Origin of the sequence: Anaerotignum sp., assembly GCF_045122575.1 — a bacterium.
Taxonomy (GTDB): domain Bacteria; phylum Bacillota; class Clostridia; order Lachnospirales; family Anaerotignaceae; genus Anaerotignum_A.
This window is the reverse complement of sequence record NZ_JBGVHV010000087.1, coordinates 1-16179: the sequence shown is the minus strand read 5'-3', so window position 1 is coordinate 16179 and position 16179 is coordinate 1. Positions and strand designations below refer to the sequence as shown.

At 45.6% G+C, this 16179-nt stretch carries 15 protein-coding genes and 1 pseudogene; 13 read left to right on the top strand and 3 right to left on the bottom strand.

The window, feature by feature from the left end; all coding sequences use genetic code 11:
• Nucleotides 1-134 precede the first annotated feature (134 nt).
• Both ACJMLT_RS03955 and sigE read left to right on the top strand, forming a co-directional pair.
• Nucleotides 135-977 (top strand): sigma-E processing peptidase SpoIIGA, encoded by an 843-nt coding sequence (locus ACJMLT_RS03955; protein WP_405726915.1) that lies wholly within the window; start codon nt 135-137, stop codon nt 975-977.
• Nucleotides 978-979: 2 nt separating this feature from the next.
• Complete coding sequence (sigE, locus tag ACJMLT_RS03950; protein ID WP_405726913.1) at nt 980-1714, top strand: RNA polymerase sporulation sigma factor SigE; 735 nt, start codon at nt 980-982, stop codon at nt 1712-1714.
• A gap of 30 nt (nt 1715-1744) precedes the next feature.
• On the opposite strand, the gene ACJMLT_RS03945 is transcribed toward sigE, so the two are convergent.
• Nucleotides 1745-1912: a hypothetical protein gene (locus ACJMLT_RS03945; protein WP_405726910.1), complete on the bottom strand. Its 168-nt coding sequence runs from the start codon at nt 1910-1912 to the stop codon at nt 1745-1747.
• A 139-nt stretch (nt 1913-2051) separates the two neighbouring features.
• Here ACJMLT_RS03945 and sigG point away from each other — a divergent pair, with 139 nt between their 5' ends.
• From sigG to ACJMLT_RS03910, 7 genes are all read left to right on the top strand, one after another.
• Nucleotides 2052-2828: an RNA polymerase sporulation sigma factor SigG gene (gene sigG, locus ACJMLT_RS03940; protein WP_405726907.1), complete on the top strand. Its 777-nt coding sequence runs from the start codon at nt 2052-2054 to the stop codon at nt 2826-2828.
• Nucleotides 2829-2978: 150 nt separating this feature from the next.
• Nucleotides 2979-3521: a hydrolase gene (locus ACJMLT_RS03935; protein ID WP_405726905.1), complete on the top strand. Its 543-nt coding sequence runs from the start codon at nt 2979-2981 to the stop codon at nt 3519-3521.
• 67 nt (nt 3522-3588) lie between these two features.
• On the top strand, nt 3589-4182 hold the full coding sequence (locus tag ACJMLT_RS03930; RefSeq protein ID WP_405726902.1) for a DUF5662 family protein: 594 nt from the start codon (nt 3589-3591) through the stop codon (nt 4180-4182).
• A 23-nt stretch (nt 4183-4205) separates the two neighbouring features.
• On the top strand, nt 4206-5276 hold the full coding sequence (mnmA, locus tag ACJMLT_RS03925; protein ID WP_405726899.1) for a tRNA 2-thiouridine(34) synthase MnmA: 1071 nt from the start codon (nt 4206-4208) through the stop codon (nt 5274-5276).
• A 318-nt stretch (nt 5277-5594) separates the two neighbouring features.
• Nucleotides 5595-7286: a Na/Pi cotransporter family protein gene (locus ACJMLT_RS03920; protein WP_405726896.1), complete on the top strand. Its 1692-nt coding sequence runs from the start codon at nt 5595-5597 to the stop codon at nt 7284-7286.
• 98 nt (nt 7287-7384) lie between these two features.
• On the top strand, nt 7385-8809 hold the full coding sequence (locus ACJMLT_RS03915; RefSeq protein WP_405726893.1) for a sigma-54 interaction domain-containing protein: 1425 nt from the start codon (nt 7385-7387) through the stop codon (nt 8807-8809).
• Between the two features lie 381 nt (nt 8810-9190).
• A complete protein-coding gene (locus ACJMLT_RS03910) occupies nt 9191-10474 on the top strand; it encodes an L-cysteine desulfidase family protein (RefSeq protein ID WP_405726890.1) in 1284 nt (427 codons plus the stop codon).
• 120 nt (nt 10475-10594) lie between these two features.
• Here the strand turns inward: ACJMLT_RS03910 and ACJMLT_RS03905 are convergent, their stop codons facing one another.
• Nucleotides 10595-12244 (bottom strand): WG repeat-containing protein, encoded by a 1650-nt coding sequence (locus ACJMLT_RS03905; RefSeq protein WP_405726887.1) that lies wholly within the window; start codon nt 12242-12244, stop codon nt 10595-10597.
• A gap of 19 nt (nt 12245-12263) precedes the next feature.
• Complete coding sequence (locus ACJMLT_RS03900) at nt 12264-12908, bottom strand: LexA family protein (protein WP_405726884.1); 645 nt, start codon at nt 12906-12908, stop codon at nt 12264-12266.
• Nucleotides 12909-13091: 183 nt separating this feature from the next.
• Here ACJMLT_RS03900 and ACJMLT_RS03895 point away from each other — a divergent pair, with 183 nt between their 5' ends.
• The 4 genes and pseudogenes from ACJMLT_RS03895 to ACJMLT_RS03880 all read left to right on the top strand — a co-directional run.
• Complete coding sequence (locus tag ACJMLT_RS03895; protein WP_405726881.1) at nt 13092-13448, top strand: hypothetical protein; 357 nt, start codon at nt 13092-13094, stop codon at nt 13446-13448.
• A 137-nt stretch (nt 13449-13585) separates the two neighbouring features.
• A complete protein-coding gene (locus tag ACJMLT_RS03890) occupies nt 13586-14353 on the top strand; it encodes a GTP pyrophosphokinase (RefSeq protein ID WP_405726878.1) in 768 nt (255 codons plus the stop codon).
• Nucleotides 14354-14621: 268 nt separating this feature from the next.
• Nucleotides 14622-16007: a uracil-xanthine permease family protein gene (locus ACJMLT_RS03885; protein ID WP_405726875.1), complete on the top strand. Its 1386-nt coding sequence runs from the start codon at nt 14622-14624 to the stop codon at nt 16005-16007.
• Between the two features lie 56 nt (nt 16008-16063).
• A pseudogene (locus ACJMLT_RS03880) lies at nt 16064-16179 on the top strand (molybdopterin dehydrogenase); the annotation flags it as partial.

Genomic DNA, 16179 nt, shown 5'->3' with positions numbered 1-16179 from the left:
ATGGCGGAATAAGAATGGAAAAGAAAGGCAGCTTCGGCTGTCTTTTTTTGTCGCCGTTTTTTTCGTTTCCGTTCTGCAAAAACGACAGGTTTCGCCGTTTCGCCGTCCTATAATCATAGGTATGGAGGAATTTTATGGAACCAATGATTTACATAGATGTGGTTTTTCTGGTTTCCTGGGGGATGGATACCTTTCTGCTCTGGGCGGCGGGCCGAATTTCCGGCTTTACTGCGAAAAAATGGAGGGTTTTTCTGGGCGGATTTTTATCGGCACTGATGTATTGCCTGTGGCTCTGCTTTCTTCGGAAAAACGGCGGATTTCTGCTGTCTTTTCTGCTGCTGTGGGGAGGCTTGTTTGCGGTCTATTATCCGAAACAAGGGCGGAACTGGCTGCGGTTAGGCGGCTCTGCCCTTGGGGGATCCTTCCTGATGGGCGGCGGTATCAATATGCTTTTTAACATGACGCAGGCGCAGCGGATCTTTGGGCGAGGTATGGTCGTCCAAAAGGCATATCCATGGTGGCTCCTGCCGTGGTCGGTGGGGATGGCCTACGTTTTTCTGAAACTGGCAGCCCGATGGCTGCAGGCCCATATCGTCAGAAGAAGGGAATATTGTACGGCGGCCATTCTCTGGCGGGGCAAAGGCGTGGAAGGGCGGATGCTCATCGATACGGGCAATGGCCTGCAGGAAAAGGGCCGCGGGGTTGCGGTGGTGGAATTGTCGGCTCTTCTGCCGCTGTTTTCCAGAGAGGAACAGGTGGGGCTGCTTTCCGGAAACAGGATGAGACTGGAATGGATGTCTTTTACCAGTCTGGGTAATCCCGACGGAAGACTCTGGGGGATCCGTGCGGAAAAACTGATCCTGTCCTTTGGAGAAAAGAAAATCATACATAAGAATATTTTTGTCGGTATCAATATGGAGGAATTCACAGGGGCATACGAAGGGCTGGTGCCACCCTGTTTACTGGAGGAGGAATGAAAATGAGGGAATGGAAATATCTGCTGTTTCTGGCGAAATATCATGCAGAACGTTTGCTGAAACGGATTTTGAAAAAAGGTGAGGGTGTCTTTTATATTGGCGGCAGCGATGTGTTTCCGCCACCCCTGAAGCCGGAGGAGGAAGCTCTGCTTCTGGAACAGCTGGGCGGAGAGGATGATATGACGGTGAAATCTGTCCTGATTGAACGAAATCTGCGGCTGGTGGTCTATATCGCGCGGAAGTTTGAAAATACGGGCATCAATGTGGAAGACCTGATTTCTATTGGTACCATTGGGCTCATCAAGGCCATCAATACCTTTAAAATAGACAAAAAAATCAAACTGGCTACCTATGCTTCCCGCTGCATCGAAAATGAGATATTGATGTATCTGAGGAGGAATAATAAGACAAAATCGGAAGTCTCCATCGATGAGCCCCTGAATGTGGACTGGGAGGGAAACGAACTGCTCCTTTCCGATATCCTCGGCACGGAAAGCGATATCATTACCAAGGGTATTGAGGAGGAAGTGGACAGGGAACTGCTGAACAATGCCATGGAAAAACTCAGCAGACGGGAGCGGAAGATCGTAGAGATGCGTTTTGGTATCCTGCCGGAAACGGAAGAAAAGACCCAGAAGGAAGTGGCGGATATTCTCGGCATTTCCCAATCCTATATTTCCCGACTGGAAAAGAGGATCATGGGCAGACTGAAAAAAGAAATGAGCAAATTGATGTGATATGTAAGAGCCTCTGAAAAGAGGCTTTTTTCAGTTATCGGCATAATGCAGGGGTTCAAAATCCGTATTTTTCATTTTGCCAAAGCCGTTATCGATGAACTGCTGGGCTCCGCTGCGTCCGCTTTTTCGGATAATGCGGGTGCTTTCACGGATCGTCTGGCTGTTTGGAAGGGCGTTTTGTTTTTCTGTAACAGGCATGGAAAAGGCTCCTTTCTTTTTTCTTTATCATGGAAAAAAGGGGACGGTTTTATGCACCAAATGGCGAGATTTGTTCCGTATATTTCCCGCTGCAAAAGGAAAAGGTAATAGGGAATCTTTGAACGAACGGAGTGAGAGGATGGCTTATTACGGCAAAGTGGAGATCAGCGGTGTCAATACGGCGAATCTGCCTGTTCTGACGGGAGCAGAAGCCAAGGCACTTTTTATAAAATGCAGGGAAGGGAACGAAGCGGCAAGACAGCAGCTCATCGAAGGGAATCTGCGGCTGGTGCTGAGTATCATCAAGCGGTTTGAAAACCGCAATGAAAATATGGACGATCTGTTTCAGATCGGGGTGGTGGGCCTCATCAAGGCCATTGATAATTTTGATATCACCATGGATGTGATGCCTTCCACCTATTTTTGCCCTATGATCATCGGGGAGATCCGCCGATACCTCAGAGACAACAATACCATTCGGGTTTCCCGTTCCCTGCGGGATACGGCCTATAAGGCACTGCAGGTGAAGGAAAAACTGATGGCAGAGACAGAAAAAGAGCCCAGCGTGGAAGAAATTGCGAAGGAAATGGGGCTGAGCAGAGAAAATATTGTGATGGCCATGGATGCCATACAGGATCCAGTTTCCCTGTTTGAGCCGATTTACCATGACGGGGGAGATACTCTGTTTGTGATGGATCAGGTCAGTGATGAAAAAAACGGGGACAGGCTCTGGCTGGAAAATCTTTCCCTGAACGAAGCCATGCAGCACCTGTCCGAAAGAGAAAAGAAGATCGTCAATCTGCGCTTTTTTGAAGGCAAGACCCAGACGGAGGTCAGCACGGAGATCGGCATCAGTCAGGCTCAGGTATCCCGTCTGGAAAAAAGTGCATTGCAGCACATGCGCAAGTATGTATAGGAAGTCCGGCAAAGCGCAGGGGCCTATCCGAAAATGGTAGACATTTGTCCCCTGATACGATAAAATGTAAGAGAAAATGGGAGGTTCTGTGATTTTTGCAGTTTGTCTCCCGAAAGGGAAAAGGATTTTATTTATCAGGAGGAATTTATCATGAGAATTTTTGCAGAAGATACAGCGGCTCTGATCATCGATTTTCAGGAAAAACTGGTGCCCGCTATCGCAAATAATGAAGAAATCGTAGCAAAAGCGGCAACATTCGTTGCAGGTCTGAAAGAACTGGGCGTGCCCATGGCTGTAACACAGCAGTATACAAAAGGCCTGGGTGACACAGTTCCCGTGATCAAAGAAGCACTGGGCGAATTTGAACCCATGGAAAAAATGTCCTTCTCCGCAATGGGCTGTGACACATTTGTAGAATGGGTAAAAGCACAGGGCAAAAAGACAATTCTGGTTTGCGGTGTGGAATCTCACATCTGCGTGCTGCAGAGCATCATTGACCTGCTGAGAGAAGGCTATCGTGTATTCATCGTGGCTGACTGCGTAGGTTCCAGAATGGTATACAACAAAGACTATGCAATCCAGAGAGCAGCACAGGAAGGCGCTTTCGTAACAACCTGCGAAGGTGCGCTGTATGAAATGGTTCAGGGTGCAGGTACACCTCATTTCAAAGCGATCTCCAAGATCACAAAATAAGAACGACCTTACAGAGGCCTCAATTCCCAAGAATTGGGGCTTCTTCTTTCAGGAAGGATGATGTAAAATGAAAATCAGAGAGCATTTTCAGACAATTACATATCATAGAAAACTGGTGCGGGAGGGCTGCTTTAAAGTAGGGCTTTACTGGCAGGGGCTGACCCATGACCTGAGCAAATTCAGCCCGACGGAATTTCTGGTGGGAATAAAATATTTTCAGGGGGACAGAAGCCCCAATAATGCGGAAAAGGAAGCGAAGGGATATTCCTCTTCCTGGCTCCATCATAAAGGCAGAAACAAGCATCATTTTGAATACTGGATGGACTATACCATGCCCGGCACTTCCGATCAGTTGCTGGTCGGCATGAAAATGCCTGTGCGCTATGTGGTGGAAATGTTCATGGACCGTATCGCAGCCTGCAAGGTGTATCAGAAGGAGGCGTATACGGATGCCAGCCCTTGGGAATATCACGAAAGAAGCAAACGGGTGAAGGCAGTCATGCACCCCGAAACCATTGCGCTGATCGAAAAACTGATGCTCATGCTGGCAGAAGAAGGCGAAGAAAAAACCTTTGCCTATACCAAAAAACTGGTGAAAAAAGACAGAAGGGAAAGGCTGAAAGCAATTCCCCGACAGATCAGAGAACTCTTTGGGAAATGATTCCCGAAATGAGGTGAAAGAATATGCATAAAGGAAAAGTGATCGTAGGTCTCAGCGGCGGGGTAGACAGCACCGTAGCGGCCTATCTTCTGAAAGAGCAGGGCTATGATGTCATTGGTGTGACCATGGAAATGTGGCCCGGAGAAGGCAGCCAAAAGGCTATCGAGGATGCCAGAAGGGTTGCAGAAAATATCGGCATCCCCTTTGAAGTTCTGGATTTTAAAAAGGAATTCAGAGAATGTGTGGTCAATGATTTTATGGAGCAGTATCAGAAAGGACTGACGCCGAATCCCTGCATTGTCTGCAACCGACTGGTAAAGGGGCAGGCACTCCTGGATAAAGCCCATGAAATGGGAGCAGAGCATATTGCTACAGGCCATTATGCCCGTATCGAAAAGCACCCGAAAACAGGCAGATATGCAGTGAGAAACTCTGCAACAGCAGTGAAAGACCAGACATATGCCTTATACAGACTGACACAGGAACAGCTGCAGGCCATGTTATTGCCCATTGGCGATTACGCCAAGGAGGAAGTGCGCGCAATCGCGGAAAAAATCGATGGTTTTGTGGCGAAAAAAGGAGACAGCCAGGATATCTGTTTTATCCCCGACGGAGACTATGCCGCATTTATCGAAAGAGAGGGCGGCTATCAGGGCAAGCCCGGTGATTTCGTGGACATGAGTGGTAAAGTGGTAGGCAAGCATAAAGGGCTTATCCATTATACCGTTGGGCAGAGAAAGGGCCTTGGCCTGTCCTTGGGCAAGCCTGTATTCGTTTACGGGGTGGATCCGGAAAAAAATCAGGTGCGCCTGTGTGATAATCAGGAACTGTTCCAGACAAAACTCTATGCGGGAAACCTTGCCCACATGGCCTATGAGAGATTTGAAGACGGTATGCGTTTTCAGGCGAAGATCCGCTATGCCCATAAGGCGGCATGGTGTACCGTAAAAATGGTGGATGATGATATTCTGGAGGTTACTTTTGATGAGCCCCAGAGAGCCATCACCCCCGGACAGTCTCTTGTTTTGTATGATGGGGAATATGTTGCCGGCGGCGGTTTTGTTCTGTCTGAAGGCGCTGTTAAAAAAGTATAAAGTTAAAGTTAAGAAAAATCCCGTAGAATCAATGGTTCTCGGGATTTTTTGCAGGTAAAAAGTGGGAAAAGTTAAACTGGATTTAACATAGATTTTACATTTCTCGGGCAGTATGACAAGAGGAGTGGAGAAATTATAATTTCATTCTGTGAAAACGGTGGAATTTGCCAAAAGCTGGTGAATTTTCGTTGCGGGGGTGTTTTATTTATGGTATCATTATCAACGGTGAAAATAGATTTTACGTACATTTTTAGAAAAGTTAACACTTAGGAAAAAAGTAAAAAGTAAGTAAAGAAAAGGTGAAATTGGAGGAAAAGTATGAGTTCTATGGTAATCCCCTTTATTGGCGGCCTTGCAATGTTCATTTATGGTATGAACATCATGGCAGATGGTCTGCAGAATGCGGCAGGCTCTAAAATGAAGAAGATCCTTGAAGTGCTGACACAGAATAAACTGATGGGCATTCTGCTGGGCGCACTGGTTACAGCGATCATTCAGAGTTCTTCTGCAACAACAGTCATGGTTGTTGGTTTTGTAAACGCAGGGTTGATGAACCTGACACAGGCCATCAGCGTGATCATGGGTGCCAACATCGGTACAACCATCACGGGCTGGCTGGTATCCTCTGCAGAATGGGCAAAATTCCTGAGCCCCTCTACACTGGCGCCTCTGGCAGTTATGGCCGGTGTGATCATCTCTCTGGTTGGCAAAAAAGCAAAAAGCAAAGATATTGCTGCAATCGTCATTGGTTTTGGTATCCTGTTCATTGGTATGAGCACCATGTCCGATGCAGTAAAACCGCTGAGAGAATCTGAAACATTCAAAACAATGTTTATTTCTCTGGGGGCAAATCCTTTCCTGGGTATCCTGGCCGGTGCCGGCGTAACAGCGATCATCCAGTCCTCCTCTGCTTCTCAGGGTATTCTGCTGTCTCTGGCCGCTGCAGGTCTGGTTCCTACAAAGGCTGCAGTATTCATTATCATGGGTCAGAACATCGGTACTTGCGTCACAGCGATCCTGTCTTCCGTAGGCGCAAGCAAAAATGCAAAATGCGTTGGTACGATGCACCTGCTGTTCAATATCACAGGTTCTATTCTGTTCAGTATCATTTCTCTGATCGTATTTGCGAAAGCAGATCCTGCTTTGGGTGAAGGCATCATCACTATGACAGAAATCTCTGCGATCCATACAGGCTTTAATATTGGTACGACCATCGTTATGATCCCTCTGAGCGGCCTGATCATCAAGATCGCAATGAAAGTAAATGGTATCACAAAAATCGAAACAGAAGACGAAACACAGCTGGTACATCTGGACAAACGTATGATGTCCACACCTTCCGTTGCTGTAGCCGGTGCGAAACTGGAAACAATCAGACTGGGCCGCATTGCAAGAGAAAACCTGACAATGGCTCTGGAAACACTGGAAAACCACGATGGCGACAAAATTGCTGCTGTTAAGCAGAAAGAAGGCGTAATCAATAAAGTATGTGACAGCGTATCCGAATATCTGGTTGAACTGGTTATGCATCATCTGAATGACAGAGATAATGAAACAGTTACAAGCCTGCTGAACACAATCAGTGATATCGAACGTATCGGTGACCATGCGGAAAATATCGCAGAACTGGCAGAATCTATGAAAAACGAAGATATTTCCTTCTCCGAAACAGCTATGGGCGAACTGGCTGAAATGGCGAAAACAACGATCGCTTCCTATGACAATGCCATCAAGGCAACAGAATTGGACGATGTAAGCTATGCAGTAAAAACTGCTTTCCTGGAACGTCAGGTAGACAAAATGGAAAAAGACCTGCGTGCAGGCCACATTTCCCGTCTGTCTAATGCAGAATGTACTGTAAACGCAGGGATCCACTTCCTGGATCTGCTGGGCAATCTGGAACGCGTTTCCGACCACGCAATGAATATTGCGCAGGTAGTTCTGAATGATCACAGAAAAGAAAAGAATTACCACGAAGAAAGCTTTCTGGATGAAGAAACAAAAATCTGATCAATCAGCACCTCAGAAATGAGGTGCTTTTTTATTGTGAAAAAACAGGAAATATGCTATATTCTTAGAAATGAGAAATTTTCTGAGGAGGAATGGACATGACTGCGTTGATGAAAATTCAGTCTTTCATACAGGCTTATGTACAGGCGATTGCCTCTATTCTGGAGGCAGATGTTACGGTGGTGGATAATGAACTGATCCGTGTGGCCGGTACAGGGATCTATGCCGACGAGATCGGCAGAACTGTGACCCATGGCAACTTTTTCAATCAGATCCTGCAGTCCGGTGAAAACGGGATCATTACCGATGTATTGATGGATGAAAACTGTCTGGTCTGCGAAAAAAGAGCGACCTGCAGGGAACTGGCCAATGTGGCCTATCCTATCTTTAAAAACGGTGCAGTCGTTGGGATCATTTCCATCATTGCCTTTGATGAAGGGCAGCGGGAAAAGCTGCTGCAGGAAAGGGGACAGATGGAGGAATTTCTGAAATATATGTCTGTTCTGCTGGAAAGTAAACTTTACACAGACGAAGCCAGAGAGCGGCTGGAACAGCAGCTGAAGGTCGTCCATGATGCGGAAAAAGGCTGGTCTTTCGTGGGCAACAGCCCCAAGATGGAAGAAGCCATTCGTATCGGGAAAAAGGTGGCGAAGACCAATTCTACTGTTTTTCTGCGGGGGGAAAGCGGTACGGGCAAGGAAATCATGGCGAAGATGATCCATGCCCACAGTGACCGCAGAGATAAGCTGATGATCTCTATCAACTGTGCGGCCATTCCGGAAAATCTGGTAGAAAGCGAATTGTTTGGTTATGAGGAAGGGGCTTTTACGGGAGCGAAAAAGAAAGGTTCCATCGGGAAATTTGAACTGGCCCACGGTAGTACCATTTTTCTGGATGAGATCGGCGATATGCCGCTGCATGTGCAGACAAAACTGCTGCGTGTGCTGCAGGAAAGTGTGGTGGAACGCATCGGCGGAACAAAGCCCATTCCCATCGATATCCGTGTTATCTGTGCAACTAACAAAAACATCGAGCAGATGGTGGAAGAGGGAACTTTCAGAGAAGATCTTTATTATCGTCTGAATATTATTCCCATTGAACTGCCGCCGCTGCGCAAACGAAAAGAAGACCTGCCGGCGCTGATCGAATATTATATCGCTTACTACAATCAGAAACTGGGAAAATCCATGACAGGCATTTCCAGAGATGCGATGCAGACATTGCTGACCTATAACTGGCCAGGGAATGTGCGGGAACTGAAAAATATCATTGAGTATCTGGCAAACATTTCCGAAGGGGATGAAGTACAGCTAGCAGACCTGCCTGATCATATCGTTCTGCGTTCCGAAAAGGGGTTTGAAGACTGGTCTCTGGAGGAGATTGTGGGGGAATACGAAAAGCGTGTCCTTGGCAGTATGATCAAGAAGGGCGCAACGCTGGAAGAAAAAAATACACTGGCAGAAACTCTGAAAATCAGCAGAGCGACGCTGTATCGGAAATTGAAAAAATATGACCTGCTTTAATTCTCATATATGAGAATAATTCGCAAATATGAGAATTTATTTTCGGATTTGCAGATGGATGTTTCTGACAGAAAAACAAAAAAGATTCTTTGGAATAAGGACAAATTTTTCTATTTGTATATAATGAAAATACAGGAAAAATGGTTTCCGAAAAACAGAAGATATAAATTCTCAATTATGAGAAAAATAAAAAAGGCTGCCTTTGAAACAAGGACGGTCTTTTTTTTAATGAAAAATTTTTATTTGCAGAAAAATCAGGTTTTTTAACAACAAAAAAGAAAAAATCAGAGGGAAGATGTCGTGTTGGCACGCTTTTTGCTCTATATAATATCAGATAAAATTTTCGTGTAAACGAGTAGAGGATATCAGGAGGAAAAAAGTATGGATATGAATGTAGTATTAAACGCAATCAAAGCAGAAATGAAACCTAGCATGGGCTGTACAGAACCCGTTGCTATCGCTCTGGCAGTTTCCAGAACATGTGAAGAACTGTCTGCACCCGCTGAAAAACTGGATATGGTCATCAGTTCCAACATTTTCAAAAACGCATATAGCGTTCAGATTCCCAACACAGGTACATACGGCATCGAACTGGCATGTGTACTGGGCGCACTGCTGACAAAACCCGGCAACACAATGGAAATCTGTGCAGACATCAAACCAGAACATGTGGCAAAAGCAAAAGAATTGGTGGCTGCAGGCATGGTAAAAGTGGAAGTGCTGAAAAGCAGCGGCTTCTACATTGAATGTGTAGCAACAAACGCAAATGAAAAAGCACATACCATCACACAGGATGCCCATGACAATATGGTATTCTATGAAAAAGATGGCAAAGTGATCCTGGATAAACGTACAACAGAATCTGTTACTTCCGTAGAAACAAAAGGCGGTTTTGATGTAACAGCACATACTTTCGAAGAATTCTACAACTGGGCAAATGAAGTAGATGTAAAAGAACTACAGTTCATTAAAGAAGCGATCGATATGAATATGGAAATCGCAAAAATCGGTATGGAAAAGAAATACGCTTTTGGCGTAGGCCCTACAATCCAGAATATCGTGGATAAAGGCTGGATGGCAGCGGATGTTGTGACAGCAGTCAGAATGATCCCTTCTGCAGCAGCAGACTTCCGTATGTATGGCGGTAACGGTTCCGTTATGACATTCTGCGGCAGCGGCAACCAGGGTATTTCCACAACACTGCCCATGGCTGTTTTTGCAGAAAAAATGAACATTCCCGAAGAAAAACTGCTGAGAGCAGAATTTATGGCAATGCTGATGATCATGTACATGAAAAAACATGTTGGTCGTCTGAGCCCTGTTTGTGGTGCGATGGTAGCAGGTACAGGTTCTGCAGCAGGTATGACATACATGATGGGCGGCACATTTGAACAGATCAGCGGTGCGATCCAGAACATGATGGGTTCCGTAGCAGGTATTTTCTGTGACGGCGCAAAAGGCGGCTGTGCAGTAAAAGTTGCAGCATGTGCAGGCGAAGCAGTTTATGCAGCAATGTACGCTATGGATGGCAGCATGATCGGTGTTTCCGATGGTATCAACAGCACAAAAGCAGAAGATACAGCGAAAAACCTGGCAAAACTGAGCCATGAAGCACTGGCAGATGTAGATATGAAAGTAATCGAAATCATGCAGAATAAGAAGTAAGCAGTGCTTACTGCGACTACGACCGCAGGGAATACAGTTTTGTCCGAAAGGACGGTCGTAAGCGAGAAAAATGTAATCGGAAACAAAAATAACCCCGTCGGAAGACGGGGTTTTATTTGTTTATTTGGAAAACCCTCTATAAAGGAAGGTTGCGATCTGTCCTCTGGTGCAGGTGCTGTCAGGGGAGAATGTCGTTTCAGAGGTACCTGCAGTCACGCCTGCATCCAATGCCCATGCAATGGCTTCGGTATAATCTGCGTCAGCGTTTACATCATAGAAGGGGAGTTCGGCAGCATAGGAAGGACTGCTGTCATATCTCCACATGAATTCTACTGCCATGGCACGGGTGCAGGGGGCGTTGGGGGCGAAGGAGGTGTCTTCCGCCATGCCCTGTTCGCAAGCCCACAGAGCCGCTTTATAAAAGTAATCGTTGCTTTTTACATCAGAGTAAGGGTTGCTGATGGAAGGCTGAGGAGAGCCTGCCGCGCGCCAGAGGAAGGAAATGATCTGTCCTCTGGTACAGGTCTGGTTGGGTGCAAAGGAAGTGTCGGATACACCGCTGGTGATGCCTTTTTCTACTGCCCATTTTACGGGTTTATAGAAATAATCGGCAGAAGATACATCTGTAAAACCGCCTTTATGACTTGTGTTTTTAATGAGATAAAGGGTGCCGTTTTTCTTTGCCAGCATATGACCTTCGGAAAGACCTTTGGAATTGATTGCCGGATCATATTCCAAAGGGAGTGCGGGCTGGCCTTTTTTGTTGATCAGTCCATAATAGGAATATGTAACAAGTCCATCTGTTACATCTTTGGAAACCAGCGCATATCCTTCACGGAAATCGTTGGCCTGATTGAAAGGACCGGCGATTTCACGGCCGGTTTTTGTGTCGATATAAACATTGCGGACACCGCCGTAATTTGCAACGGCTACATCATAAAGCAAACTTGCTGTGGCAATGCCGTCAACGGGGAGGGAAATACTGAGATAACGATCTTTGGAGAGACCATAATCATCCAGTGTGGCCTGAGCAAGGGCGATCATATCATAGTTTTTGCCAGCGGAAGTTTTGACATTGGTTTTGATAATGTTTCCTTTTGCATCCAGCACATCATAACTGCTATATTCGCTATGCAAAAAGCCTGCGTGGGTTATCTGATCATGTCTGATCCCAATCCATGTGCCGTCCTTATTTTCGCCGATAGCGCTGTAGCCTGTGGGAAAAATCAGTTTTCCTTTGGTATTGATGTAATTCATATCTCCGTTCAGGAAGACCTGAGCCATTCCTTTTTCATTGAAAAAATAGGGTTCATCAAACTGAAAGGGAATCACAACTTTCCCGGACGCATTGATGGAACCCCAACCACCGGGACCATAAATGCATGCAAGGCCATTTTTGAATTCGGTTTCGCCTTTATTTGCCCAGCCGTATGCATCATAATCATAGTTTAATCCTGTGGAGATCACGACGGTTCCTGTTTTATCGATGTAACAGACCTTATTGTCAATGACAACCATGGCTTTGCCTTCGGAGAAATCTCTGGCATAGGTATATGTTGGAGGGATCACCACTTTTCCGGCAGTATTGATATACCCTAATTTGCTGCGGTCCTGCATGACCAGACACATGCCATCGCTGAAATCACCCCAGCCCTCCAGATTTCTGGAATTGGGGATCGCAGTGGCTGTGATTTCTGCTGCAAAAGCGGAAACAGGGCATCCGAAAGCCAATAGGGATGCAAGGAATGTACATAATATTTTTTTCTTCATAAATGATTCCTCCCTTTTATCAAAATCGTTTTTCCAGTTTCATCAGTCTCCCTCTGATGTGTACCGAAGCGATTTCTTCTCCGACGAAGATCTTTGTTTCGTAAGCGGGATTTTCCGGCTGCAGAATGATGGCATGTTCTTTTTTGATGATACGCTTTAAGGTAGCATCGTCTCCATTGATGGAAACGACAGCAATATCACCGCTGTCCACGTCATTCTGCTGGCGGATGAGAAGCAGGTCGCCTTCGTGGATGCCTACATTGATCATACTGTCGCCTTTTGCGCGGAGCCAGAAATACGTTTCGCCGGTAGTGATATCCTTCAGAGAGGTTTCGTAGTACCCTTCGATATTATCTTCGGCCAGAAGTGGGACGCCGCAGCTGACCACGCCGACGATGGGAATGGGCTGTGTCGGACGTTTCTGATAGGGAATGGCACCTGCAGGCAGGCGTTCTTCCAGCAGGGCGGATTTTTCGATGCCAAAATAGGCGGCCAGCTGTTCGATGCGGTCAATGCGGGGATATGTTTTTGCGTTGACCCAGTCGGTAAAGGTTGTATATTTTACGCCGAGGGCTTCACACATTTCGTTTCTTGTTTTATTGTTCTGTTCCATGTAATGACGGATATTTTTTGCCAGAATCTGTTTACTGCTTCGATCAATCATGGAATCACCTCCTTACTTTAATTATACGGAAAAACCGTAAAAACACAATACAATATGAAAAAATACGGAAAAACCGTTGACAATTACGGTATAACCGTAGTATTATTGAGGTGAAATAGCAAGAGCTTATTTTTTTACAGAAGTATTACGGTTTATCCGTAATAAAGAAGAGGGGGAGAACGTATGAGAGAAAAAAGAAGATGGAAAAACGAATGGCTGAAAGGCTTTTCCTGCCGAAAGGGGCTGCAGGAGGGATCCGAGATCCTTGTCAGGGAGCGTTCCATGCTGAAGGACGGCAGCTATATTACCCGGGAAAAGAGAACCGGAGTGGTACTGAAATTATATCCCCATCATTTTTACTGCCTGATGACAGACGGAACGAAGGAGTCTTTTCGTTATAATGAATTTCTGGGGTATGAATCCCGTCTGATAAGATTAAAGGGCAGTGCAGAAGGAACTATGAGTGACCGACAGCTGAATCAGGCAGAGAAAGTTTCCGTTGGAACGGTTTCTGTTTTTAGTAGAAAGAGATGCGCTTGAGAAAACAATGGGTTTGAATTTCAGCAACCGTGTATGACAGAAAGGAAAACAGACGATAATTGACAATGACCCTAAGAGGAAGCATAATAAAAGAACAGGGCAGTTGCTTTTAAAACAGAGGAAGTTGGTGGATCAGGATGGATAGAGATGCATTTTTAACGGCATATAACATAGACGAAAAAGATTTTGAAGCTGCGGAGATCTCGTGGGAAGAACTGGAAAAGATTGCGGAAGAATATCAGAAAATTGAAAAACTGATGCATGATATCGGGAAGGATTTTATCGATGAATATCTGTATGAAATCGAGAAAGCCGGCATTCATTCTTATCGCTACAGAACCAAGGAACCCGGACATCTGCTGGAGAAGATCATTCGCAAAAGAAAAGAAAATCTGGAAAAATACGCTCATCTGGATCATACCAACTACTATAAGTATGTAACAGATCTGATTGGTATCCGCGTCTTTTTCCTGTATCGTGAGGACTGGATCTATTTCCATCGTTATATTACCGAAAAATTTGAAAATGATCCTGAAAAATATGTGGTGGATCGTTTGCGGGATTTTGATGAGGATGCAGATCACTGCTATATTTCAGAAAAACCGAAGGTTTATAAAAGAGGCGGGGATACGAAAATTTATGATGAAGAAGAAATCGATATCATTACAGGAGGCATTTACCGTTCCCTGCATTACATCGTGAAGTATAAAGGCTATTATGTAGAAATTCAGGGCAGAACGCTGTTTGAGGAAGGCTGGAGTGAAATTGACCATGATATCGTTTACCCTTATTATATAGACGATGAAATGCTCAATGATTATTCCAAACTGCTGAATCGTCTGTCCGGTCTGGCGGATGAAATGAGCTCTTATTTTCGTAAAATGAGACAGTACAAAAAGGATTAAAATAAAAAGATATGGAAGACATTCCATATCTTTTTTCTTTCTGATATTTGAGATAAAAATGATGCAGACAGGGGGTGGTATGCATTCGGATGGCTTATATTTCCGTGCTGGGAACAAAATGTCCCGGAGGGGGACTTCATTGATTTTTAGGGGGTTTTATATTATAATTAATAGTGGGTAAAATTTCGAAGGATTTCCTTAAAAAGGGGATTTTCAAAAGAAATATATAAAAACACAAAAGGAAAAATTATTTAGGAGGGTCTTTTTTATGTCCAAAGCAGTCACTTATTCCAGTCCTTATGAATTTGAAGGACGCATTCCCCTGAAACAGGCGGTGCCGCTGGGTTTACAGCATGTTCTGGCAATGTTTGTCGGCAACCTGACACCTGTCCTGATCATCAGTGGTGCCTGTGGCATTGCAGCAGGTTCCGAACTGCAGATCGCACTGCTGCAGAATGCAATGCTGATTGCCGGGATCGTAACATTGATCCAGTTGTATGCGATCGGTCCCTGTGGCGGTAAAGTTCCCATCATCATGGGTACATCTTCCGGCTTTATCGGTGTATGCAACTCCGTTGCAGCGGTAATGGGCGGCGGCCCTCTGGCCTATGGTGCCGTTATGGGCGCTTCCATCGTCGGCGGTTTCTTCGAAGCGGTTCTGGGGTTCATGCTGAAGCCTCTGCGTAAATTCTTCCCTCCTGTTGTTACTGGTACCGTAGTTCTGTCTATCGGTCTGTCTCTGATCGCAGTAGGTGTTGGTTCCTTCGGCGGCGGTACAGCGGCAAAAGACTACGGCTCTCTGGAAAACCTGTTTCTGGGTCTGCTGGTTCTGGTAGTGATCGTTGTGCTGAAACACTGTACAAAAGGTATCACTTCCACAGCGTCTATCCTGTTTGGTATTATCGTTGGTTATATTGCAGCCGGTATCATGGGTCTGGTTTTGGATCCTACAGGCATCACAGCGGATGGTGTAGAATATACAAAAGCATGGGTTCTGAACTGGGACAAAGTAGCAGCAGCCTCCTGGTTTGCAATTCCTCAGATTATGCCCGTGGATATCGTATTTGATGCCAGAGCGATCCTGCCTATCTGTATCATGTTTGTCGTAACAGCTGTTGAAACCGTAGGTGATATTTCCGGTGTTATGGAAGGTGGTCTGGGCAGAGAAGCAACAGACAAAGAACTGTCCGGCGGTATCGTTTGTGACGGTCTGGGGTCCTCTCTGGCAGCGGTATTCGGTGTACTGCCCAACACATCCTTCTCTCAGAATGTAGGTTTGGTTACTATGACAAAAATCGTGAACCGCTCTGCCCTGGCAGTAGGTGCGATCTTTCTGATCGCCTGTGGTCTGTTCCCGAAAGTAGGTGCACTGATCTCCATCATGCCTCAGTCCGTACTGGGCGGTGCAGCGGTTATGATGTTTTCCTCTATCGTAGTCAGCGGTATTCAGCTGATCACAAAAAATCCTCTGACAGCAAGAAGTATTTCTATCGTTTCTGTTGCGCTGGGTCTGGGCTATGGTCTGGGGGCGAATACAGCGATCCTGACAAGCATGCCTCAGTCCATCCAGCTGATTTTTGGCGGCAGCGGCATTGTTCCTGCGGCTTTTGTTGCGATCCTGATGAACATTCTGCTTCCAAAAGAAGAAGTTTAATAGAGTAGTGCACATAAAGAGAATAAATTTTTGATGATTGAGAAGGAGGCACAGCTATGCTGAAGATCAGTCAATATGTAAAAGTTTCCAGTCTGGAAGAGGCATACGAACTGAATCAGAAGAAAAATAATGTCATTGTCGGTGGGATGCACTGGCTGAAAATGATGGACAA